21 protein-coding genes are annotated in these 22,271 nt (G+C 51.6%); 11 read left to right on the top strand and 10 right to left on the bottom strand.

Going from position 1 to position 22,271, the window contains the following annotated elements; all coding sequences use genetic code 11:
* Window positions 1-5 precede the first annotated feature (5 nt).
* From frr to rpsB, 4 genes are all read right to left on the bottom strand, one after another.
* Entirely contained in the window at window positions 6-563 is a 558-nt protein-coding gene (gene frr, locus OCU43_RS02635; RefSeq protein WP_091360615.1) for a ribosome recycling factor, read from the bottom strand.
* The gene (gene pyrH, locus OCU43_RS02630) at window positions 553-1,311 is read right to left on the bottom strand and encodes a UMP kinase (protein WP_091360617.1); all 759 of its coding nucleotides are present in this window, start codon (window positions 1,309-1,311) and stop codon (window positions 553-555) included. Before pyrH ends, frr begins: the two co-directional genes overlap by 11 nt.
* Window positions 1,312-1,409: 98 nt before the next feature.
* Window positions 1,410-2,270, bottom strand: coding sequence for a translation elongation factor Ts (tsf, locus tag OCU43_RS02625; RefSeq protein WP_091360619.1), 861 nt, complete (start codon window positions 2,268-2,270; stop codon window positions 1,410-1,412).
* A gap of 110 nt (window positions 2,271-2,380) precedes the next feature.
* A complete protein-coding gene (gene rpsB, locus OCU43_RS02620) occupies window positions 2,381-3,118 on the bottom strand; it encodes a 30S ribosomal protein S2 (protein ID WP_091360621.1) in 738 nt (245 codons plus the stop codon).
* A gap of 291 nt (window positions 3,119-3,409) precedes the next feature.
* Here rpsB and map point away from each other — a divergent pair, with 291 nt between their 5' ends.
* Genes map through OCU43_RS02605 form a run of 3 tightly spaced genes read left to right on the top strand, consistent with a single transcriptional unit; the run spans window position 3,410 to window position 7,223 of the window.
* A complete protein-coding gene (map, locus tag OCU43_RS02615) occupies window positions 3,410-4,180 on the top strand; it encodes a type I methionyl aminopeptidase (RefSeq protein WP_091360623.1) in 771 nt (256 codons plus the stop codon).
* Window positions 4,181-4,203: 23 nt separating this feature from the next.
* Entirely contained in the window at window positions 4,204-6,894 is a 2,691-nt protein-coding gene (locus tag OCU43_RS02610) for a [protein-PII] uridylyltransferase (RefSeq protein WP_091360625.1), read from the top strand.
* Window positions 6,895-6,926: 32 nt separating this feature from the next.
* Window positions 6,927-7,223 carry a DUF1244 domain-containing protein gene (locus OCU43_RS02605; RefSeq protein ID WP_091360627.1) on the top strand — a complete coding sequence of 99 codons (297 nt, stop codon included), beginning with the start codon at window positions 6,927-6,929 and terminating at the stop codon, window positions 7,221-7,223.
* Window positions 7,224-7,322: 99 nt separating this feature from the next.
* Here the strand turns inward: OCU43_RS02605 and OCU43_RS02600 are convergent, their stop codons facing one another.
* Together OCU43_RS02600 and OCU43_RS02595 are read right to left on the bottom strand one after the other, a co-directional pair.
* A complete protein-coding gene (locus tag OCU43_RS02600; protein ID WP_245756619.1) occupies window positions 7,323-7,820 on the bottom strand; it encodes an LPP20 family lipoprotein in 498 nt (165 codons plus the stop codon).
* A complete protein-coding gene (locus OCU43_RS02595; protein WP_091360629.1) occupies window positions 7,817-8,518 on the bottom strand; it encodes a FlgO family outer membrane protein in 702 nt (233 codons plus the stop codon). Before OCU43_RS02595 ends, OCU43_RS02600 begins: the two co-directional genes overlap by 4 nt.
* Before the next feature lie 128 nt (window positions 8,519-8,646).
* Here OCU43_RS02595 and OCU43_RS02590 point away from each other — a divergent pair, with 128 nt between their 5' ends.
* Window positions 8,647-9,867 carry a flagella assembly protein FlgT gene (locus tag OCU43_RS02590; RefSeq protein ID WP_091360630.1) on the top strand — a complete coding sequence of 407 codons (1,221 nt, stop codon included), beginning with the start codon at window positions 8,647-8,649 and terminating at the stop codon, window positions 9,865-9,867.
* 279 nt (window positions 9,868-10,146) lie between these two features.
* Entirely contained in the window at window positions 10,147-10,557 is a 411-nt protein-coding gene (locus tag OCU43_RS02585; protein WP_091360632.1) for a hypothetical protein, read from the top strand.
* A 214-nt stretch (window positions 10,558-10,771) separates the two neighbouring features.
* Here OCU43_RS02585 and OCU43_RS02580 read toward each other — a convergent pair whose 3' ends face one another.
* Window positions 10,772-11,425 carry a YiaD family glycine zipper/OmpA-like lipoprotein gene (locus OCU43_RS02580; protein WP_091360633.1) on the bottom strand — a complete coding sequence of 218 codons (654 nt, stop codon included), beginning with the start codon at window positions 11,423-11,425 and terminating at the stop codon, window positions 10,772-10,774.
* Between the two features lie 299 nt (window positions 11,426-11,724).
* Here OCU43_RS02580 and OCU43_RS02575 point away from each other — a divergent pair, with 299 nt between their 5' ends.
* Together OCU43_RS02575 and OCU43_RS02570 are read left to right on the top strand one after the other, a co-directional pair.
* Window positions 11,725-13,632: a beta-ketoacyl synthase gene (locus OCU43_RS02575; RefSeq protein ID WP_091360635.1), complete on the top strand. Its 1,908-nt coding sequence runs from the start codon at window positions 11,725-11,727 to the stop codon at window positions 13,630-13,632.
* Between the two features lie 49 nt (window positions 13,633-13,681).
* On the top strand, window positions 13,682-14,095 hold the full coding sequence (locus OCU43_RS02570; protein WP_091360637.1) for a hypothetical protein: 414 nt from the start codon (window positions 13,682-13,684) through the stop codon (window positions 14,093-14,095).
* On the opposite strand, the gene OCU43_RS02565 is transcribed toward OCU43_RS02570, so the two are convergent.
* Together OCU43_RS02565 and OCU43_RS02560 are read right to left on the bottom strand one after the other, a co-directional pair.
* Window positions 14,068-14,835, bottom strand: coding sequence for a TatD family hydrolase (locus tag OCU43_RS02565; protein WP_091360638.1), 768 nt, complete (start codon window positions 14,833-14,835; stop codon window positions 14,068-14,070). The two genes, OCU43_RS02570 and OCU43_RS02565, sit on opposite strands and share 28 nt — an antisense overlap.
* A gap of 602 nt (window positions 14,836-15,437) precedes the next feature.
* Window positions 15,438-17,018 carry a peptide chain release factor 3 gene (locus OCU43_RS02560; RefSeq protein ID WP_091360640.1) on the bottom strand — a complete coding sequence of 527 codons (1,581 nt, stop codon included), beginning with the start codon at window positions 17,016-17,018 and terminating at the stop codon, window positions 15,438-15,440.
* Between the two features lie 337 nt (window positions 17,019-17,355).
* Here OCU43_RS02560 and OCU43_RS02555 point away from each other — a divergent pair, with 337 nt between their 5' ends.
* The 4 genes from OCU43_RS02555 to OCU43_RS02540 are packed head-to-tail and all read left to right on the top strand — an operon-like array spanning window position 17,356 to window position 21,604.
* Window positions 17,356-19,140 (top strand): bifunctional alpha/beta hydrolase/class I SAM-dependent methyltransferase, encoded by a 1,785-nt coding sequence (locus tag OCU43_RS02555; RefSeq protein WP_091360642.1) that lies wholly within the window; start codon window positions 17,356-17,358, stop codon window positions 19,138-19,140.
* A gap of 12 nt (window positions 19,141-19,152) precedes the next feature.
* Window positions 19,153-20,496, top strand: a complete 1,344-nt coding sequence (locus OCU43_RS02550) for a phosphatase PAP2/dual specificity phosphatase family protein (RefSeq protein ID WP_091360643.1) — start codon at window positions 19,153-19,155, stop codon at window positions 20,494-20,496.
* On the top strand, window positions 20,486-20,950 hold the full coding sequence (locus OCU43_RS02545; protein WP_091360645.1) for a hypothetical protein: 465 nt from the start codon (window positions 20,486-20,488) through the stop codon (window positions 20,948-20,950). Before OCU43_RS02550 ends, OCU43_RS02545 begins: the two co-directional genes overlap by 11 nt.
* 12 nt (window positions 20,951-20,962) lie before the next feature.
* Complete coding sequence (locus OCU43_RS02540; protein ID WP_091360647.1) at window positions 20,963-21,604, top strand: CDP-alcohol phosphatidyltransferase family protein; 642 nt, start codon at window positions 20,963-20,965, stop codon at window positions 21,602-21,604.
* On the opposite strand, the gene OCU43_RS02535 is transcribed toward OCU43_RS02540, so the two are convergent.
* Window positions 21,601-22,266, bottom strand: a complete 666-nt coding sequence (locus OCU43_RS02535) for a lysophospholipid acyltransferase family protein (RefSeq protein WP_091360649.1) — start codon at window positions 22,264-22,266, stop codon at window positions 21,601-21,603. The genes OCU43_RS02540 and OCU43_RS02535 overlap by 4 nt on opposite strands.
* Between the last annotated feature and the right edge of the window lie 5 nt (window positions 22,267-22,271).

Here is a 22,271-nt window from a genome sequence, read left to right as displayed (position 1 = left end):
CCCTATTAAATTTCCATCAGGTCCGCTTCTTTATCCTGAAGCAGTTGGTCAACCTCAGCGATAAATTTATCGGTCAGCTTCTGAATCTGATCTTCACCACGACGGGCATCGTCTTCAGTGATCTCTTTTTCTTTCAGCAGATCTTTAATATCGCCATTGGCATCGCGGCGGATATTACGAATCGATACACGACCATTTTCAGCTTCCTGACGAGCCTGACGGATATACCCTTTACGGGTTTCTTCGGTCAGCGCAGGCATAGGCACACGAATCACTGCGCCTGCTGTAGAGGGGTTCAGGCCCAGATCAGATTTCATAATCGCCTTTTCAATATCGGGAACAAGATTGGATTCCCATGGGGAGATCGACAGCGTCCGACCATCCTCAACACTGATATTGGCTACCTGACTCAGCGGCACAGCTGAACCGTAATAATTCACATGTACGGTTTCCAGAATACTCGGATGCGCCCGACCTGTTCGAATCTTCTTCAGGTTTGTGGCCAGAGCTTCCAGACTTTTACCCATTCGATCCTGGGCATCCTGAGCGATCTCATTCAGCATATATATCTCCTACCGTCTCATTATTATCGATGACGGTTCCCTCGTCGCTACCAACAATCAGGTTGGCTAACGCACCTGGTTTGTTCATATTGAAAACCCGGACCGGCATATCATGGTCACGAGCCAGACAGATTGCAGTCAGATCCATGACGCCCAGCTGCTTATCCAGCGCTTCATCAAATGTCAGATGCAGATAGCGCTTGGCAGAAGGGTCCTTCATTGGATCTGCGGTATACACACCATCAACCTTGGTGGCTTTTATTACCACATCAGCATCGATTTCGATGCCCCGCAGACATGCGGCAGAGTCTGTAGTAAAAAACGGGTTACCGGTACCCGCAGAAAAAATCACAACATCACCCTGATTCAGGTAACGGACCGCATTACGGCGATCATAATCATCCACCACACCGCGCATCGGTATGGCAGACATTACACGGGTAGCAATATTACAACGTTCCAGCGCATCACGCATCGCTAATGCATTCATCACTGTTGCCAGCATCCCCATGTGGTCTCCGGTCACCCGGTCAAGGCCCGCTGCACTGAGTGCCGCACCACGGAACAGGTTACCACCACCAATAACCATACCGACCTGAACACCTATACCGACCAGTTGACCTATCTCCAGCGCCATCCGGTTCAGCACCTTAGGATCGATGCCGAAATTTGCTTCACCCATCAGGGCTTCGCCACTTAATTTGAGCAGTATACGTTTATATTTGGAATGTTTATTTGAGGCAGGCATCGGTATCGTCTCCACCCGGACTGAGTTCGCACCAGTGTAACAAGAAAGAAATAGATTGCGCACCCAGAACAGGCGCGCAATCTGCGCAGGATCAGTGTTTAACCTTTCAACTGCTCAGCAACTTCAGCAGCGAAGTCTTTATGCTCGACCTCGACACCTTCACCTACTGCAATACGGATGAAAGATGCAACAGAAGCGCCCGCATCTTTAACCAACTGACCCACTTTAACATCGGGGTTTTTAACGAATGGCTGTTCAACCAGGCTGTTTTCTGCCAGGAATTTGTTGATACGTCCAACAACCATCTTTTCTGCGATCTCTGCAGGCTTGCTAGCCATATCAGGCTGAGCCAGAATGATCTCTTTCTCTTTCGCAACAACATCAGCAGGCATATCTTCTTTGCTAACCACTTGCGGATTAACAGCAGTAACATGCATTGCGACATCTTTAGCCAGCTCAGCATCGCCACCGTTCAGGGCAACAATGGCCGCCAGAGTACCAGTACCGTGAACGTAAGCAGCGACCGTTTCGCCTTCAACAATGAAAACACGACGTACGCCGATATTCTCACCGATCTTCTGTACCAGCGCATCACGAACATCAGTCAGTTCACCAGCCATCAGTGCGGCAACGTCTGTCTGCTTGTCAGCAAAAGCTTTTTCCAGAACCGTTTGAGTAAAGGCCAGGAAGTTGTCATCACGAGCAGCAAAGTCAGTTTCAGAGTTAACTTCAACTGCAACGGCATAGCTGCTGTCATCAGCAACTTTAACCGCAACAACACCCTCAGCTGCAGTACGACCAGCCTTTTTAGCCGCTTTCATACCTGATGCTTTACGCAGCTCTTCGATCGCCTTATCCACATCGCCATCAGCAGCAGCCAGCGCTTTCTTACACTCCATCATACCCAGACCGGTACGATCGCGCAGTTCTTTTACCTGCTTAGCGGAGAAGTTTGCCATTTGGTTTTACCCCATTAACAATCTATTGATTCAAATTCAAAAAAAGGGGAGCAACTCAGCTCCCCCTCCCGCGTGTCTGAATAGTCTATCCAAACCGCTTGACAGTCTGATTACTCAGCAGCAGCGTCGTCTTCAACTTCAACGAATTCGCTCTTGTCACCAGCATTAACTTCCGCGCCTTCAGAGCATGCATCAGCAACCGCTTTAACGTAGATCTGAATTGCACGCAGGGCATCGTCGTTACCCGGAATAACGTAGTCAACACCATCAGGGTTGCTGTTAGTATCAACGATACCAATGACAGGGATACCCAGCTTGTTAGCTTCATTGATAGCGATACGCTCGTGATCAACGTCAACCACAAACAGCGCGTCTGGCAGACCACCCATATCCTTAATACCACCGATAGACAGCTCCAGCTTTTCCATCTCACGCTGACGCATCAGCGCTTCTTTCTTGGTCAGCTGAGCGAAAGTACCATCCTGGCTCTGTGCTTCAAGATCACGGAAACGACGGATAGACTGACGGATAGTCTTGTAGTTAGTCAGCATACCACCCAACCAGCGGTGGTTAACGTACGGCATATTCGCACGAATTGCTTCTTCTTTGATGGTCTTGCTGGCAGCACGCTTAGTACCAACGAACAGAATTTTGTTCTTGTTGCCAGCCATGCCTTTAACAACATCCAGCGCACCATTCAGTGCTGGCAGGGTGTGTTCCAGGTTGATGATATGAATCTTGTTACGGGCACCAAAAATGTATTTACCCATTTTCGGGTTCCAGTAACGGGTCTGGTGACCGAAGTGAACACCTGCTTTCAGCAGGTCACGCATTGTAACTTTTGCCATTATATTTTCCTAAGTATTAGGGTTAGACGTCCATGCACCCCACCCCCCAACCGCAAGCGGCACCCAAGGAGATGTGTCGGTAACATGTGTGGATTTATGAAACCTGCGTTTGCAAACCCTGCGGATTCAGAAACTCAAATTTCGAGCGCGATTTTATACCATAAACGCCCCCTGTTTTGAAGTATGAATTACAATCTATTTATTCGCAGTGTTTTGTTCTTGGTCGGTAAATTCGCTACAATCCACTGATATCTTCTTACGCCCCAAAGGCTTACAAATTTAAGGGTTTATATGAGCATCACGATTAAAACGCCGGAAGAGATCGAAAAAATGCGCGTCGCAGGACGTCTGGCTGCAGAAGTCCTGGAAATGATCGCCCCCTTTGTCAAGCCAGGCGTCACCACAGAAGAACTGAATACCATCTGCCATAACTATATGGTCAACGAGCAGCAGGTAATCCCGGCGCCACTCAACTATCACGGGTTTCCCAAGTCGATCTGCACCTCGGTCAACCACGTTGTCTGTCACGGTATTCCAAATGACAAGCCACTCAAAAACGGGGACATTATCAATATCGATATTACCGTGATTAAAGATGGCTACCACGGCGACACCAGCCAGATGTTCTATGTCGGCAATGTCCCTCCCCATGCGCAACGGCTGTGCGAAATCACTCAGGAATGCCTGTATAAAGGGATGGCCCTGGTCAAACCTGGCGCCCGCCTGGGCGATATAGGCCATGTGATCCAGCAATACGCTGAAGCCAATCACTATTCAGTGGTACGGGAATACTGTGGCCACGGCATCGGCATCGGTTTCCACGAAGACCCACAAGTAGTGCATTATGGTAAGCCGGGGACCGGCGTCGAACTGCAAGAGGGGATGTGCTTTACCATTGAGCCGATGATCAATGCTGGCAAACGCCACGTTAAATTGCTAAAACGGGACGGCTGGACAGTCGAAACCGTCGACAAGCGCCTTTCGGCGCAATGGGAACATACAATCCTGGTCACCGCTGATGGTTATGAAACGCTAACCAGACGCAAGGATGAAACCATCTAATCTACCGCTGCCGAGGGCAATCCATGTCGCACAACGCTTTTGCTGCTGATGAAACGCTCTTTTCTGCCAGCGAGTTTAGCGCTGCCCTGGCGCAATCAAGCTCCCCCATACCGGTATTTAAAGATGCATTGAAAGCAGCCCAGGAGAAGATGGACGCCCGCTTCCGGGAAGGCGAGGATATTCGCAAGCTGATCTATGGTCGCGCCTGGCTGATCGATCAGTTGCTACTGCAGGCCTGGCAACTGTTTGACTGGCCAGACGATAAACATATTTGCCTGATGGCCGTCGGAGGTTATGGCCGGGGCGAGCTGCACCCCCGCTCCGATGTCGATATTCTGATTTTGCTGGATAACATCAGTGACAGCGAAGTACAGGAGAGTATCAGCCGCTTTCTCACACTGCTATGGGATATCAATCTCGACATTGGTTCCAGCGTCCGCACCCTTGACGAATGCTACAACGAAGCCCAAAGCGATATCACTATCGCAACCAATCTGATCGAATCGCGTCCACTGGTCGGCAATGCCGATCTGCATATTCAGATGTACCTGCGGGTAACTTCAGAAGGCGCATGGACCGATAAAGAGTTCTTCCTCGCCAAGGTGAATGAACAAAACAGCCGGCACGACAAAACCAACGATACCGAATACAACCTGGAACCCAACCTGAAAAACTCTCCCGGAGGATTACGGGATCTGCAGACTATTGGCTGGGTGGCGAAACGTCATTTTGGTGCGACCTATATCCGCGACCTGGTGGATCACGGTTTTCTCACCGAGCTGGAGCTGGACACTCTGAACAAGGGTGAGCTCTACCTCTGGACGGTACGCTACGCCCTGCATATGCTCTGCCAGCGCCGCGAAGACCGACTACTGTTCGATCATCAGCGCAGCCTCGCAGACCTGTTCGGCTATACCGATCAGAGCGGCGCACTGGCCGTTGAGCAGTTCATGAGCAAGTACTACCGGGTTGCCAAGGCGATGTCTGAGTTCAACGGCATGCTGCTGCAGTATTTTGATGAGGTTATTCTGCGCCGTGAAGAGGAGCAGGTTATCGAACCACTGAATAACCGCTTCAACCTGCACAACGGTTTTATCCGGGTCGCCTATGAGTCAGTTTTTGAACACCACCCGTTCGCGATGCTGGAAATGTTTGTACTGCTGGCGCAAAACCCTGAGATCAAAGGGGTGAGGGCATCCACCATCCGTCTGATCCGCAACAACCGGCACCGTATCGACGATGAGTTCCGTAACGATATTCGCAACACCTCCCTGTTTATGGAGCTGTTAAAGCAGGATAAAGGGGTCTCTACCGAACTTAAGCGGATGAACCGGTTTGGTATTCTCGGTCTCTACCTGCCTGAATTTGGTGATATCGTCGGACAGATGCAACACGACCTGTTTCATATCTACACGGTCGATGCCCACACCCTGAAAGTGATACAGAAGATACGCAAGTTCCGTCACAAGGATCAGCGGGAGAAATTCCCGATCGCCTACCGCATCATCAATCAGTTGCCCAAGCTGGAGCTAATCTACATTGCCGGGCTTTACCACGACATTGCCAAAGGGCGTGGTGGCGACCACTCAGAGCTGGGCGCGGAAGACGCGATAGCTTTCTGTCTGCGGCACCATCTGGGTAAATGGGATACCCATATGGTGCAATGGCTGGTGCGCAACCACCTGCTGATGTCGATGACTGCGCAGCGCAAAGATATCTCTGACCCGGATGTGATTCTGCACTTTGCCAAACAGGTACGGGATATCGCCCACCTGGATTATCTCTACATCCTGACGGTGGCCGATATCAACGCCACCAACCACAGCCTCTGGAACAGCTGGCGGGCAACCCTGATGCGTCAGCTGTATACCGAAACCAAACGCGCACTCCGTCGGGGACTGGAAAACCCGGTTAATAAAGATGACCGGGTCGAACAGATTCAGAATGAAGCCCTGGCGATTATGCAGCGCAAAGGCTTCAACGAGCAGGAGGTCATCGAGTTCTGGAACCTCCTCGGCGACGATTACTTCCTGCGCGAACAGCCGCAGCATATTGCCTGGCAAACCCAGGGAATACTGGAGCACGGAGACTCTGATCTGCCACTGGTTATGATCCGCAAAACATCCTACCGGGCTTTTGAAGGGGCCACTGAGATCTTTGTCTACATGCCTGACCTGCCAAGCCTGTTTGCCGCTGCCGCTTCAGCCCTGGACCAGCTCAACCTGAACATTCAGGATGCGCGCATTATGGTGGCCGACAACAATCAGGCACTCAACACCTATACGGTGCTGGCTGAAGATAACCTGCCATTGCCGGATGACGAAGCGTTTCTGGAACAGATTCGCAATCACCTGGTGGAAGAGCTGGATGACCCCGACGACTTCCCGGCCATCATTCAGCGCCGCATTCCACGTCAGATGAAACTGTTTGCCTATCCAACCCAGGTCAACATGAGCACCGACCCGGCCACTCAACTGACCACCCTGGAGATTATCACACCAGACCGGCCCGGACTGCTGGCCCGACTGGGGGGAATCTTTGTTGATTTTGGCATCTCGGTGCGCAAAGCCAAGATCGCCAGTATAGGCGAACGGGTAGAAGACTTTTTCTTTATCTCCGACGAGCAGGGACAGGCCATCAGTGACCCGGATCTCTGCATCAGGCTGCAAGAGGCGATCTGTCAGCAGCTGGATGAGTATAGTAAGTCAGCCTGACGCTGACGCATTAATCTGACAGGTGAATATTCATGGACAAACAGACACAAACCGAATTAGAAGCGGCAGCTTTTCGCCGCCTGGTACAACATCTGGATCAACGCAAAGATGTACAGAATATCGATCTGATGATTCTGGCAGGCTTCTGCCGCAACTGCCTGTCCAAGTGGTACAAAGCCGCCGCCGACGAACGGGGGGTAGAACTGAGTTACGAAGCAGCCTGCGAGCAGGTCTACGGCATGCCATACTCCGAGTGGAAAGAGAAACATCAGAAGAAGGCAACCCCTGAACAACTGGCGGCCTACGAAGCGACTCAGAAGCCGGGATAACACCTCATATGCCAGGTTTTACCAGAGCAACGCTCATAAAAAAGCCGGTCTGATTTGACCGGCTTTTTTTTATACCCAAACGACCCTCACACCCCGCAACTATTGACTGGCCTGCCAGGCACGCTGCACCTGATTCAGATCGATCTCCAGAATCGTGGCGTAAACATCGGTCTGCACCGGATAACTTTTCACCACCCGTGCGCCGCGGACAATGCCGGCTACCGCCCCCTGAAACTGGTTGTTCTGTAAGACCATATCCTTCACCGATGTAGTCCCGGCCAGATACTGCCCATGCACCAGCGCCGTCAGCTCACGATAGGCATCCAGCTTTGAGGCTTTCATCGCCATCAGCACCTTATGCTGCTGGGTTTGCCCCTCCTGCAGACTGATGGGAGCATAACCCGTCACCTGAACCCAGTTGGGTTCTATCGGCGTATCATCCACCCTGGGCGGCAGATCCGGCAGCGCCGAAACAATATCTTTTGTGGACTCAACAAAGGTTTCGCAGCCCGCCAGAGAGATCACCAGCAACATTGCCAGCATCGCCTGTATCAGGCTTTTCAGCCCCTTTCTGAAGCGCCAGAAGCCCGCATTCATTGTTTACTCTCCGAAGCCGGTTGACGTGTACCATTCTCAATAATCATACCATCATCCATCGCTTTGATCGGGTCATAGCCCGGCAGGGCACCTTCCAGGCGTACAGAGGGAATATTAGTCTGGGCCGACGCCATAATCTGACGACTGGTGGTGTCCAGCACCCGGGCATTGATAATGATGCCATCCGGGTGCTGACTGTAGGTACCGGTCAGCACAAAATGGATTCTGAAACGGTTACGAATACCCGACAGGTTCTCTGTAGAGAGTGGATCTTTTACAGTCGTATTCAGGCTAACTGCTCGAAAATCGACCAGATTATAGCCATGCTGCTGTAACTGAAAAATAAAGTTCTCACTCAGACGTTCACCGGTCGGCGTTCCTGAGGCTTTGTTACCCAGTTGCACAAAGGGAAGAATTGCAATCGGCAGCCGCTTAATACGATTCTCAGCCAGACCAACATTCAACTGCACCGCCATCTGCGCCACCGCTTCGCTTAGCGGATCAGCGCCCGAAGGCTGATCTCCCACCACCTGAACTTCATGTTTGGCTAACTCACGCTGCGCTTCAAGATTCGCCGCTTCCGCTGCGCGCATCTGCTCCAGCGCCTGCGGATCTACACTCTGCACCGCCACAGGGACCGGCTCATTCAGCGCACAGCCGGCCAGCAAAACAGACCAAAGCAGTAAAGAATATCTCATCGACACCCGACACCCAGAATTGAATATCCGTTTAAACTAACATAAATCAGGCACTTAAACAGTCCCTGCCGTATTGCAACAGATCAATAATTTGCATACCTTAGTGTATTATCGGTCAGCCAGAAAGTATGTTTAGCCCTATGATTCGTATCGCCGCAGCACTCTTGTTCAGCCTTCTCAGCCTGTCACTGCATGCCGTTACGATGGAAGCAGAGGGACGCGCACTGATATTCGACAAGGATATTGATTCTGCCCGCCAGGCCGCCATCAAGAATGCCACCCAGCAAGCCTCTCTGCAGGCCAGCGCCATTGTCAGCAGCACCCAGAGCATCGATCAGGGAGTATTGAGCATCGACAATATGCAGGTCAGCACGCTGGGGATGGTCAGCAATATCGAAATTATTGATGAGAAAATCCAGGGGCGGATGCTCTGGGTCAAAGTCCGCGCCGATATCGATTTCGAAGAGGGTTGCGCCGCAGGCGTCTCCGGACACGGCTACCAGAAATCGGTGGCGGTAACCGCCTTTCCCCTGCTCTATCCACAACAGGCCAGTCTTGGTGCGCTCAGCAATATGCCGACAGAACTCAGCAGTCTGCTCAGCAATCAGATCAACCAGACCAGCAACCTGAGGGCACTCAACGCCGGTATGCTCAACGTACTTGAAGCACCAGCCACCGCCCCCACCCGCCAGCTCAGCGCCGGTGCCCTGACCACCGTACTGGACTACACCCGCCAACTGGACGTCCAATATATCGTCTCCGGCGTCATTCGTGATATCAGCCTCTACGATTCCTCTGTCATTGATCCACAGCGCAATATTCTGGTAGACCTCTATAACCGACTCGATTACCGCAGCAAACGCCACCTGCGCACTCTGGTACTGGACCTGTATATCCACGATGGTTTTTCCGGCGCCCTGCTCTTCAGCAAACAATACGCCACCGCCGGACGCTGGAATCTCGAACCCGAAGCCCGCCCAGGTTTTGCCAGCGCTGAGTTCTGGCGTCAGGATTATGGCAAGCAAACCCGTGAACTGCTGAATCAGGTCGCTGCCGACCTCAATGATGAACTGCGCTGCATGCCTTTCTCTGCACGCATCACCAAAAGCGAAGATAACCTACTCTGGTTCAATGCCGGAGCCCTGGCGGGTATAAAGGTGGGCGATAAACTCACGGTGTACCGCAAATCAAACTTCTATACTGACGATATGCGCAGCCATATACAGCTTATCAACACCCGCAAAACCATGACCGTCACCGAAGTACAACCGATGTTCGCCATCGGCCGACTGGCGGAAGATGGTGCAATCTACAATATACAGCCGGATGATGTCGTGATTTCCTGGTAAGCGCGAAGCGCTTAACAGGCAGACCGCCGCGAAGCGGCTAGCTAGACGCGACTGCGTCGCTTGCTAGGAGCTAGACGAAAAACTTCGTTTTTCTTGCTAGAAAAAGCAAAGAAGAGATAACTTTATTGCTCGCTCTGTTAGAACTGCTTTGAGCTATAAAGTCAGTGGATCATTGCAATAACTTGAATCAGAAACTGAACTGAGTCAAATTGCCCGCTACAATAATGTCAAATCCTTCTCAAAGGATTGTCCAGAGAGCTGCTTAGGAAAATTTATGACATGGAATTTGTTTTTTTATTTGCTTACCTGTCGTTGTACTGGGCTATTAGAATTAATCAGGCATTAACCCCAGAAGATTTAATGTTACATGATGAACGACTTGGCCATTTAGTTATTATGCTTCTAATTGCCATGCCTGTTGTGATTCTCAGAGTGATAGTAGGAAACAGGTACTACAGGAAGAAATTTCATGGCCTTTACCCTTCTATAAACGTCAAGAATCTTATGCAGCATGACATCTCATACTCTGCTCTCTGTACGATAGTTGTCGGTATCATTTATGTCTCTGAACGGGATTATTTTGATGCTGGTTTTCGTGAGTTTGGAGTGTCAATGTTTATATATTGGTTTGCATCTATGCTGCTTGGCTTTCTTCGATGGCTTCCTGCCACCAAGAATGGCTTTAGGTAACAAATGGCAGTTGTATAAAGTTATCAAAAGCATCTTCTTAATGTCGTTAGTTAACCCTATGAATCCTCATTGAAAACTTGACACAAAAAAACCGCCAAATGACGGTTCTTTTTTATGCTTTTTCTAGCAAGGAAACGAAGTTTCCGTCTAGCGAGTGACGAAGTCACGTTCTAGCGAGCCGCGAAGCGGCGGTCTTGAAATAATTGCTCCGCAATTATTTCTGCGTCCCGCGAATATTCACTTCCACCCGGCGGTTCATCGCCCGGCCACCAGCAGTATCGTTGCTGGCCACCGGATAGCGCTCACCATAGCCCCGGGATTGCAGGCGCAGCGGTGCAACACCTTTACTGGACAGATACTGGGCTACGCTGGCAGCGCGTCGCTCAGACAGGGTCTGATTGGTTTCAAACGAACCGGTACTGTCGGTAAAACCATCGACATTGACGACGGTCTTATCAAATTTAATCAGCACCTTGGCGACAGAGCTCAGGGTTGGGTAGAAGCCCTGGTCAATATTGTAAGATCCGGTTGGGAAGGTCACATTGCCAGGCATAATCAGTCGGATTGAGTCGCCGATACGTTCCACCCGAACGCCTGTGCCTTCCAACTCCTGACGCAGCAACATCTCCTGCTGGTCCATATAGTAACCGATACCGCCACCCACGGCGCCGCCCAGCAGTGCACCGGCAATCGCGCCTTCCGTTCTTTTACCTTTGCCTGCCACTGCATTCCCAAGAACCGCACCGGCAACCGCACCGATCCCGGCACCTGTTGTGGCGTTGCTGGTTTTTGCTTCCTGAGTGTATGGATCCATTGTCTGGCATCCCGCCAGTGCGATTGCACCAGCCAAAACAATAATTTTTTTCATTATCACTCCTTTGAGGATCTGTGAAAAAGTTCAGCCTGATTCAGACGATACTGTGAACTGACAAAACCTGTGATGATCTCGTTTATCTCAACCGGGGTTAGTTTCTATTCTGCCAACTAAGTTCCCCCTTAGCCAATCTGATTAGCAAATTATCGCTTTTTAAGCTGAATATCACCTTAGCGAGGCATTTTTCCCGATATAGATCTGGCCTCAGGTTACAACAACTTATAGAATCTCTTCTTAACACATTAGTACGACCTTTGTATTGCGATCGAATCATTCTGTCCGAGGATTATCACTTGTCTCAGCTACCAGTCATCGTGGGGTTCGGCGGCATCAGCCCAGCCGGACGTAGTTCCTTTCACCATGGCTATCGTCGCCTGATCCTCGATAAGCTCAGCAGTGATAAGCGCAACGAGACCCTGCTTGACCTGGCGACCCTGACAGGGCTGGCTGGCTACAGAGACAACAGTTACGTCGATCAGAAAGGAAACCCGACGCCTGTCAGCGAACTGCTGGAGGCAATTACTCCGCAGGTGTGCAATAACACCCTGATTCGCCGGATTGAAAAAGAGTGTTTCGATGTTCATAACGTCACATTCAATAAACCCGCTACGATCAATGCTGCCGAGCCTATCACTTTTACCCTGCGCAAACGCCAACTGCCACAGAACATCCCTGCCAACTGGTCAGTAAAGCCTCTGTCTGCCACTCAGATTGAAGTGACACTGACAGGTGATCTGGAAGTTATTTTTCCGGATTTTAAGGAAGCACTGGTCCAGTCAGCCGGACAGCTACCCAGTGGTTTCCAACCCGGCAAGTTGTATCAGTCGCGCAACCATCCCCGCAATATCCAGATGACCGTATTTGGGGCTTCCGATGCTCTCAACTCTGCCGGAATACCCTGGGATAAAATTGCCGCCGCCGTCAGCCCCGATCAGATCGGTGTTTACGCCAGCAACTCCATCGGTCAGCTTGATGATCTGGGGTTTGGCGGTCTGACTAAATATCCATCTATCGGTAAACGCACTACCTCAAAACAGATGCCACTGGGCTACGCGCAGATGCCAGCGGATTTTGTCAACGCGTACATCCTGGGCAGCGTGGGCGTAACTGGCGGCTCACTGGGTGCCTGTGCGACCTTTCTTTACAACCTGCGCAACGCGGTAAACGATATCCGTTCAGGGCGCCGCAAGGTGGTCTTAGTGGGTGGCAGTGATGCTCCGGTGACCCAGGAAGTTATTGAAGGCTTTCGCTCAATGGGGGCACTGGCAGAGGATAAAGACCTTCTGGCACTGGATAACCTTGCCGAACTGAGTGGCGATGATTACCGTAAAGCCTGTCGTCCCTTTGGCAATAACTGTGGTTTTACGATCGCCGAGTCTTCCCAGTTCACCCTTCTGATGAGCGATGATCTGGCTATTGAACTGGGTGCAGATATCTATGGTGCAGTTCCTGAAGTGTTCGTCAACGCCGATGGCCACAAGAAATCGATCTCGGCCCCCGGTATCGGCAACTATATCACCCTGGGCAAAGCAGCATCGCTGGTACAAAGCATGCTGGGACAGACCTCCCTGCATCAGCGCAGCTTCGTACAGGCCCACGGCACCAGCACACCGCAGAACAGAGTAACTGAATCCCATGTCATCAATGAGACCGCGAAAGCCTTTGGCATTCAGAACTGGACAGTGGCTGCACTGAAATGCTTTATCGGCCACTCTCAGGGAACCGCCGGTGGCGACCAGATGAACCTGTCTCTGGGGGTATGGCAGTATGGCTATATCCCTGGCATCACCACCACTCCTGAGTTTGCCAGCGATATCCACAACAGCAACCTTAATCTGAGCAACCAGCATATTGAAGTTGGCCCACAAGGCATGGACTCGATAATCCTGAACTCCAAAGGGTTTGGTGGTAATAATGCCAGCGCGGTTGTCCTGGCTCCCCATATTACTGAGCAGATGCTACTGAAACGTCATGGCCAGGAAGCGATCAATCGCTACCAGGATAAACGTGCTATCACTCGAGAGATGGCTAACAGCTACGACCAGGACAGCATTAAAGGGCTGACCCGACCGATCTATCTCTATGACCACAACGTGCTGGCGGGTGAAGACCTTGAGATCAGTAACCGGGCAATCAGGCTTCCTGGCTATAACCAGCCCGTCAGCCTTGATATTGAGAACCCATTTGACGATATGAACTGAACGGGTACTCAGACTTCAGCCTTATAACAACAGACTATCAGGAAATCACATGTTCAGAGTTATCACCGCACTACTTATAACCCTGGCCCTGACCGGATGCATGGACAGCATCAGTAAACTGTCTGAACCGGCGGATACCAGTTACTACACCGTTGACCTGAAGGATTATGAATACTGCAGGGGGAATACAACACAATGCCTTAGCATGACACTCATTGGCACAGGACTACCCTACTTCAAACCGATCGAAGAGGCATACAGTCAGAAATTATCTGGAAAAAACTCTCTAAAATCCCTGATTCGCATGCTACTTACTTCTGATAATGCTAAATACCCGATAGTAAAAGAAAGCGAAGACGGTCGTTACTATCGGCTTGGGGCCAACAAACAGACCGATACTGTATGGAAAACCCTCCAACATATTGAAGAATCTCTCTACAACCCTAAAAGGTTAATCGACTGAGCACTGGTCACCCCAATCACGTCAGCCAGCGGTTCCTGCCTGAGTTTAGCAACTACCGCGGCAACCTTTGCCACCCGCTCGGGGTAGTTCAGCTGCCCCTGATACCCCAGTAACGGCATATCGGGGCTATCAGTCTCGAGGACAAAACTTTCCAGCGGCAGCTCTGCCACCAGTTTTCTCAGTTTTGTCGCGCGATCATAGGTGACCGCGCCACCGATTCCCAGCTTATACCCCAGTTTCAGGTACTCTCGGGCCTGTTGCTCACTACCCGAAAAGGCATGCACCAGCCCTGCCCGCTGCAACTTTATCTGACGTAACTGCTTTAGCACCTGATCATGGGCTTTACGAACATGTAACAGCACCGGCTTATCAAACTGATCTGCCAGCCTGAGTTGAGGGACGAAAAAAGCGAGTTGATGTTGCAGATCAGCCTGGGGGATAAACAGATCCAGCCCGATCTCGCCAACCGCAACCAACTCGGGATGATCCTGAAGCTCCTGTTCCAGCCGCAGCAGATCACTCTCTACAGCGGGATGATCGAAGCAGGGATGCAAACCCAGCGCGGGGTATAACGCGGAATATCGGGCGCACAGCGTTAATAAACGGTTCCAGTGAGGTTCGGATACACCAGGCACCACAAACCCCGTCACACCCTTGTCCCGGGCACGTTTAAGAACACTGTCTATGTCGTCTGCCAGTTCCGGAAAATCCAGATGGCAGTGGGTATCAATAAGCGGCATAGAATAAATCGCTGTGTGACGCGGATTAGTGGCTAGTGGCTAGTGGCTAGTGGCTAGTGGCTAGTGGCTAGTGGCTAGTGGCTAGTGGCTAGTGGCTAGTGGCTAGTGAAAGTTTAAGAGCCTTCCTCAGGAGTATCAAGTTTATAAGTCGGTACATCTATTTGTAGAACGCCCTTTCTGGCCACCCATAAAAATATTCTTGCATGTTATGGGGAAGGATACAGAAAGTATTGATACCTTCCCGGTTGGTTGGAGCCCTCTCCAGATATTTAAAATCGCGGCAAAGCGACCTTTGTAGGCGGTAAAAGCAAGAACTCCTGACGTTGCAGGATGCCGCTCCACAACCGGCAGGCGGAGGTATGGATATGTGACGCTGAAAAGCATAAGGGGAATGTTTTACCAGAGTACCCAAAGAGCATGCTAAGTACACAGAGAACGCCGAGAAACGCTATTTATAAGCTTTCCTCTGTGGCCCTCTGTGTCCTCTGTGGTGAATCTCTTTTAAGCTGTTGTATCGATCCACAGAAGATCAAATATGCAGGCATCCTTTCCCGATAAAGCGCGATGAACCTAAAAAACGCGCCAGTGGCGCGTTTTCGTGTTTAATGCTCCCGGGTCGCCCGGAAACGCATATCCGGCCAGCGCTCCTCGGTGAGACTCAGGTTTACCCGCGTCGGTGCCAGGTAGGTCAGCAAGCCACCACCATCCAGGGCCAGGTTATCTCCCCCTTTACGGCGGAACTCTTCCAGCTTGCGGGCATCATCGCATTCAACCCAGCGGGCGGTTGCGATGGTCACCGGCTCATACATACACTCAACCTTGTACTCATCTTTAAGACGATACACCACCACCTCAAACTGTAGCTGGCCCACCGCCCCGAGAATCAGGTCGTTCTTGTTGATCGGCTGGAACAGCTGTACCGCACCCTCTTCTGATAGCTGCTGCAAACCTTTCTGCAACTGCTTCATCTTCAGGGGGTCTTTAGCCCGCACCCGACGGAACATCTCCGGTGCAAAGTGGGGAATACCGGTAAACTTCAGGTCTTCGCCTTCGGTAAAGGTATCGCCTATCTGGATCGTACCGTGGTTGTGCAAGCCGATAATATCACCAGACCAGGCTTCCTCTACGTTGGAACGATCGCCGGCAAGAAAGGTTACCGCGTCGGCGATCTTCACATCTTTGTTGATCCGCACATGACGCATCTTCATCCCCCGGGTATAACTCCCCGAGCAAACCCGCATAAAAGCGATCCGGTCACGGTGTTTAGGGTCCATATTAGCCTGAATCTTAAACACAAAACCTGAAAACTTATCCTCATCGGCAGAGACAGTCCGGCTGATCGTTTCCCGTGCTATCGGTGACGGTGCAAACTCGACAAAACCATCCAGCATTTCACGCACGCCAAAGTTAGACAGCGCAGTACCAAAATACACAGGTGTCTGACGGCCTGCCAGATACTCATCCTGATCATATTCATGGCTGGCCCCCCTTACCAGGTCGATCTCATCGACAAAATCATCATAGAGATTACCCAGTAGTTCCCGGGCGGCATCGCTTGCCAATCCCTGTACCTGGATATCATCGGGAATCACACTCCCCTGCCCCGGCGTAAACACATGAATCGTATCGGTATAAAGGTTATAAACCCCGCGAAAATCCTTACCCATACTGATCGGCCAGGTAATCGGTGCAGCCGCAATCTTCAGGACCTCTTCAATCTCATCCAGCAACTCAATCGGGTCGCGGATATCCCGGTCCATTTTGTTAACAAAGGAGAGAATCGGCGTATCACGAAGACGGCAAACCTCCATCAGCTTGATCGTCCGGTCCTCGACACCCTTAGCACCGTCCACCACCATCAGAGCTGAATCCACAGCCGTCAGTGTGCGGTAAGTATCTTCAGAGAAATCTTCGTGTCCCGGCGTGTCCAGCAGGTTAACGATGCGCCCGTTATGGGGAAACTGCATCACCGATGATGTCACCGAGATACCCCGTTCCTGTTCCATCGTCATCCAGTCAGACGTCGCATGCCGATCAGATTTTTTACCCTTAACGGTACCCGCTTTCTGAATCAGGTTTCCGAACAGCAGCAGTTTTTCGGTAATCGTGGTTTTACCCGCATCCGGGTGAGAGATAATCGCGAAAGTCCGACGAATCGACACTTCCTTAGAGATACTAGACATAGAGATCCGGTTACGTTGGAAACAGCCCTGCACACTACATGGCAGAAGCCAGAAAATATAATTGGGCGCTATTTTCCCTGATATGCCTCAAATCCACAACTGAAAGCTATTGACTGACCCATCTATTCTGACAGACTACCCTTTGCTGCTATGGAAAGCAGGGAGTAAATGATGATATGGACTATCACTCCGGCAACCGCTCACTCTCTCCTCCTTTTGCTCAACATCCCTGTTCTCGCCCTTGAGTAGCAAATAACAATACTCCGTCGATTTAAGCTTTCATCAAAGCCTGATCATGGAAGACTAAGCCGACTTTAATAAACCAAGGACTCCACAGATGAACCAGCCTGTCATAATCGCGGAAGAGACCCCTCCTATCAGCCGTAGTGCAGAGCAGCACACCCTCCTTAGCCACGATAACAGCGAACTGTTTTACCGCTATTGGCCCGCTATACAATCAACCAATTCGCAGCGTGCTATTGTGATGTTTCATCGGGGCCACGAACATGGCGGGCGAATGAGCCATCTTGTAGATGAACTGCAACTGCCTGATACCGCCTTCTTTGCCTGGGATGCCCGGGGGCTGGGTCAGTCTTCCGGCGCACGGGGCCATGCCAAAAGCTTTGCCACCCTGGTGAAGGATATCGACTGTTTTATTCGCCATATCACCGAGGCCCACGGTTTTAAAACCGATCAGATCATCGTGTTAGGCCAGAGTGTCGGCGCGGTTATGCTGACAACCTGGGTACATGACTATGCCCCGGAGATTCGCGGGATGGTACTCGCGGCACCCGCATTTGATATTAAACTCTATATCCCCTTCGCCCGACAGATGATCTCAATGCGGCAAAAACTCGGGGGAATTTTCACAGTTAACTCCTATGTCAAAGCGAGTCAGCTCACCCACGATCCTGACAGAATTCGCAGCTACAACGCAGACCCTCTGATTACCCGTCCCATCGCCTCCAACCTGTTGCTGGACCTTTATGCCGCAGGTGAACGCTCTGTTAAAGACGCCCACGCGATCAACACACCAACCCTGACACTGGTATCTGGCAGTGACTGGGTGGTCAGAAAACAGCCTCAGTATGAATTTGCGGCACGTCTGGGTAGCAGCAACAAACGGCTGATAGAGCTACCCGGCTTTTTCCATGACACGCTGGGCGAACTCAACCGGGAGCAGGCTCTGACAGAGATACGCCAATTTACCAGCGAACTTTTTGACACGCCCCGACATCAGCCCGACCTGAGACAATCAGATCAGCAGGGTCAGGGTTATCAGCACTATAAAAGTCTCGCCACAGCAGAAACGGGGCTGAAACAAACCTATTGGCAGCTACTACAGAAAATGGTCGGTCTGGGCGCACAGTTATCAGAGGGGTACCGGTTAGGTAAAGAGACCGGCTTTGATTCCGGCAGCACCCTCGATTATGTCTATCGCAACCAGCCACAGGGGAAAAACTGGCTGGGCAGGCAGATCGACCGGGTATATCTCAATAGCATTGGCTGGCGTGGCATCCGGCTACGCAAACTTCACCTGGAACAGTTGATTAATCAGGCCATCGATCAGTTACAGGCAAACCAGCAACCCGTCCGTATCGTTGATATTGCTGCGGGCCATGGCCGTTATATTCTGGATGCTATCGCTCCCCGTAAAGATGATATCGATAGTATCCTGCTGCGGGACTTCAGCGATATCAATGTGACCGCAGGCAGCCAGGCGCTGATACAGCGCGGCATGGATAGATTCGGCTCGTTCCAGCAAGGGGATGCTTTTGATCAGGCGTCGGTAGCCGCAGTACAGCCAGAACCGTCCCTTGCCATCGTTTCCGGACTGTATGAACTGTTCAGCGATAACAGCCTGCTGCAGTCATCCCTTGCCGGGCTGGCCGACGCGGTGAAACCCGGCGGTTATCTGATCTACACCAACCAGCCCTGGCATCCGCAGCAGGAGCTGATCGCACGGGTGCTGAGCAGCCACCAGAGCAATCAACCCTGGGTGATGCGTTGTCGTTCACAGGGGGAGATGGACCAGTTGGTTGCCGAGGCTGGTTTTGAAAAATGTACTCAGCTGATCGACCAGTGGGGCATCTTCAGCGTCTCAATTGCTCAACGACGCTAAGCGGAAGCAGCGATGAATACTGAATCCGTCATGCTCGGTGATCAACCGCCACGCCCCTGGCTCAGAGCGTTACTCTGGCTGGCCTTTCTCGGGCCAGCATTTTTTATCAGCTACGGCTTTGCCAATGCGTTTACGGCGGGCCGCAGCGATGTTGGGCAGTATGTCTTTGCCTGGGAGACACAGATCCCCTTCTGGGACTGGACCATCATTCCCTATATGTCCATCGACCTGTTGTATGGCATCTCATTGTTTCTCTGCACCAGCAAGGCCGAACTTGATCGCCATGCTCTGCGCTTGCTAACCGCTACCGCTGTTTCTGTTAGCTGTTTTCTGCTGTTTCCGCTGGAATTCACCTTTGTCCGCCCACCCACCGATGGACTCTATGGCGAATTATTTAATCTGCTAACCGGCTTCGATAAGCCCTACAATCAGGCGCCCTCTCTGCATATCAGCTTACTGGTGCTAATCTGGTACACCTTCAGCCAACACCTCAGGGGCTTACTGCCGCGCTTGTTAATGCATAGCTGGATGCTATTAATCGGCATCTCAGTACTGACCACCTGGCAACACCACGTCATCGATGTGATTGGGGGACTTATCGTTGCGCTAGTGGTGATGTACATGATTCCCCCGGTTGCTCATCGCTGGCACTGGGCAGGGCAGCGGAATAGCAAACTGGCCGGATATTATTGTTTCGCCACCCTGATTCTGAGCCTCAGCGCGATTTTTATCGGCAGTTGGGGCTGGTTATTGTTGTGGCCAGCCACGGCGACAGCCCTGATGGCGCTGGCCTATTGGGGTTTAGGCATCTCGGTTTTTCAATATGATAATCAAAAGATGTCGCTGCCGGCATTGATACTATTGACCCCCTACCTGCTCGGCGCCCACCTCAGCGCCCGGTTGCTCAGCAGACACAGACAGGGGTGTGTAAAAGTCACCGACGGGGTCTGGCTGAGTAAAGTCCCAGGCAGGGAGGAGTTACAAACCAGCGGCGCCAGCCTGCACCTGAATCTGACCGCCGAGATGCGGCCTCTGAGCTATCGTTGCAACCATACATATCGCATACCGATGCTCGACCTGGCGATCCCCGATGAAGCAACGCTGTGGGCAGCGATTCAGACACTCAATTGCCTTGCTGAGAACAAAAAAACGGTACTGGTGCATTGTGCACTGGGATTATCACGCAGTGCACTGGTGGTTGCTGGCTGGCTGCTATACAGCCATAAAGCCCGTTCAGTCGGGCAGGCTGTGGACATGATCACCCAGATAAGACCCGACTGCATCCTCCACGAAGGTCATCGGGCACTACTCCATAAGATCAGCAGGCCGACAATGGAGATCGATAATGATCACTAACCAATCCCCAACCGAAACGGTGCTGGCCGAAAAACCTGAGGAGGTCAAAGCAGAGGTGCTGCTGGCGGCCCTGTCATCCACTCATGCGCTTAGTTTTATCTCTGCGGTGCTGGCAGGCTTATGTGGCCTGTTGATTATTTTCGGCGGCTCGCTTCTGGTCAGGTTGATCGCTTTCGCCGGTATACTCATTGCGCTGCTGCAAAGTTATTACTTCTGGCGAGTATCTCTTGATAGAAAATTACTGCCAGTCTTACTCAAACATGGTGCGAAATCCTTTGATCAGGGACTCCGGTTCCTGTTTCCGGCGAAAGCCGATTCACTGATAACCCTGACGATGAGTGACCGTCTACAGGGCATCAGAAAACTATTCTTTCGGCAGTGCTGGCTGGCTATAGTACAATCGCTGCTGACCCTACTCAGTCTGGTTCTGTGCTTAATCAGCGCCGCTTGTTAAAAGGATTTATTCATGCCCAGTGTTTATCAGCTTAAAAGTGCGTTCTCCGATATTCTCCGCCCGATCACGCAACGCCTGGCAGCCGCTGGCGTCACAGCGAATCAGGTCACTATTGCGGCACTGGCCGGTTCTGTTGCGCTGGCAGCCGCACTCTATTTTGGTTCGCTGCTACTGAATCTATCGCCACTCACCTGGCTATCGGTGCCCATCTGGATGTTTATCCGCATGGCGCTGAATAATATCGACGGCATGCTCGCCCGCGAACATGATATGTCGACCCCGAAAGGGGCCATTCTCAATGAGATGGGCGATGTCGTGTCCGATAGTGCCCTGTTTCTGGCCTTTGCCGCACTGCCGGGTATCAATATTCCACTGCTGGTTATCCTGACACTACTCGCGGTAATGAGCGAGATGATCGGCGTTGTTGCTGTGCAGATCGGTGCCAGCCGCCGCTATGACGGCCCCTCCGGTAAGAGTGACCGGGCACTGTTTTTTGGTCTGCTGGGGTTTCTCTATGCCCTGGGCGTTAACCCGGGAATGTGGAGTAGCGCAGTATTACTGCTGATTATCGTTTTGCTGGCGGTCACCATTATTAACCGCGCTAAATCAGCCCTGCGCGAGGTTAACAGCAACACCCCATCTGAAGCTGATTAAACCGCCACATCATCGGCTTCAGCAGCAGGCAGGGTCAGGCAATAGGCGGATAACTGTTTAAACGATTCGGTCGCCGAGTTCATAAATCCGGCGGCACTTTCGCGATCCGTCAGATTTTCACCGATCACCACGTCGCAGTTAAAAGGTACCAGCAGCGCTTCACCTTTAGGCAGCGCCCGGCCAAGACCATGCAGCATGGCTGGCACCACCGGGATATCCCCGCGCTCTTTGATCAGATAGTACACCCCTTTTTTTAGTCGACTCAGCTGCTCCGGCTTACCCCGGCTGCCCTCAGGGAATAGCACCAGAATCTCTCCGGTATTCAATGCCTGAGTACAGCCACTGAACAATGTTTCCCTATCGGCACCACCACTGCGATCCAGAGGAATAATACCGATGCATTTCAACGCTACCCAGGCGAGCAAACCGCCATTGCCGAGAAAATAATCGGCCGCGGCCACCGGACGTACTTTATGGATCATCGACAATGGAAACAGGCTGAGTAACACCAGCGTATCCAGATGGCTGTTATGGTTGGCGATAACGATGGCCGGGCCGCTATCCGGCAGGTTATTCCTGCCCCGGACATTCAGTCCCAATAACAACAGCACTATCGGTTTGACCAGCAATGCAAAAAATAGCACTTTAATCGCTCTGTCCATTGTCT

This window comes from Amphritea atlantica, assembly GCF_024347255.1.
Lineage (GTDB): Bacteria > Pseudomonadota > Gammaproteobacteria > Pseudomonadales > Balneatricaceae > Amphritea > Amphritea atlantica.
Note: the sequence above shows the minus strand (reverse complement) of the source record. Positions and strands in the feature narration are given on the sequence as shown.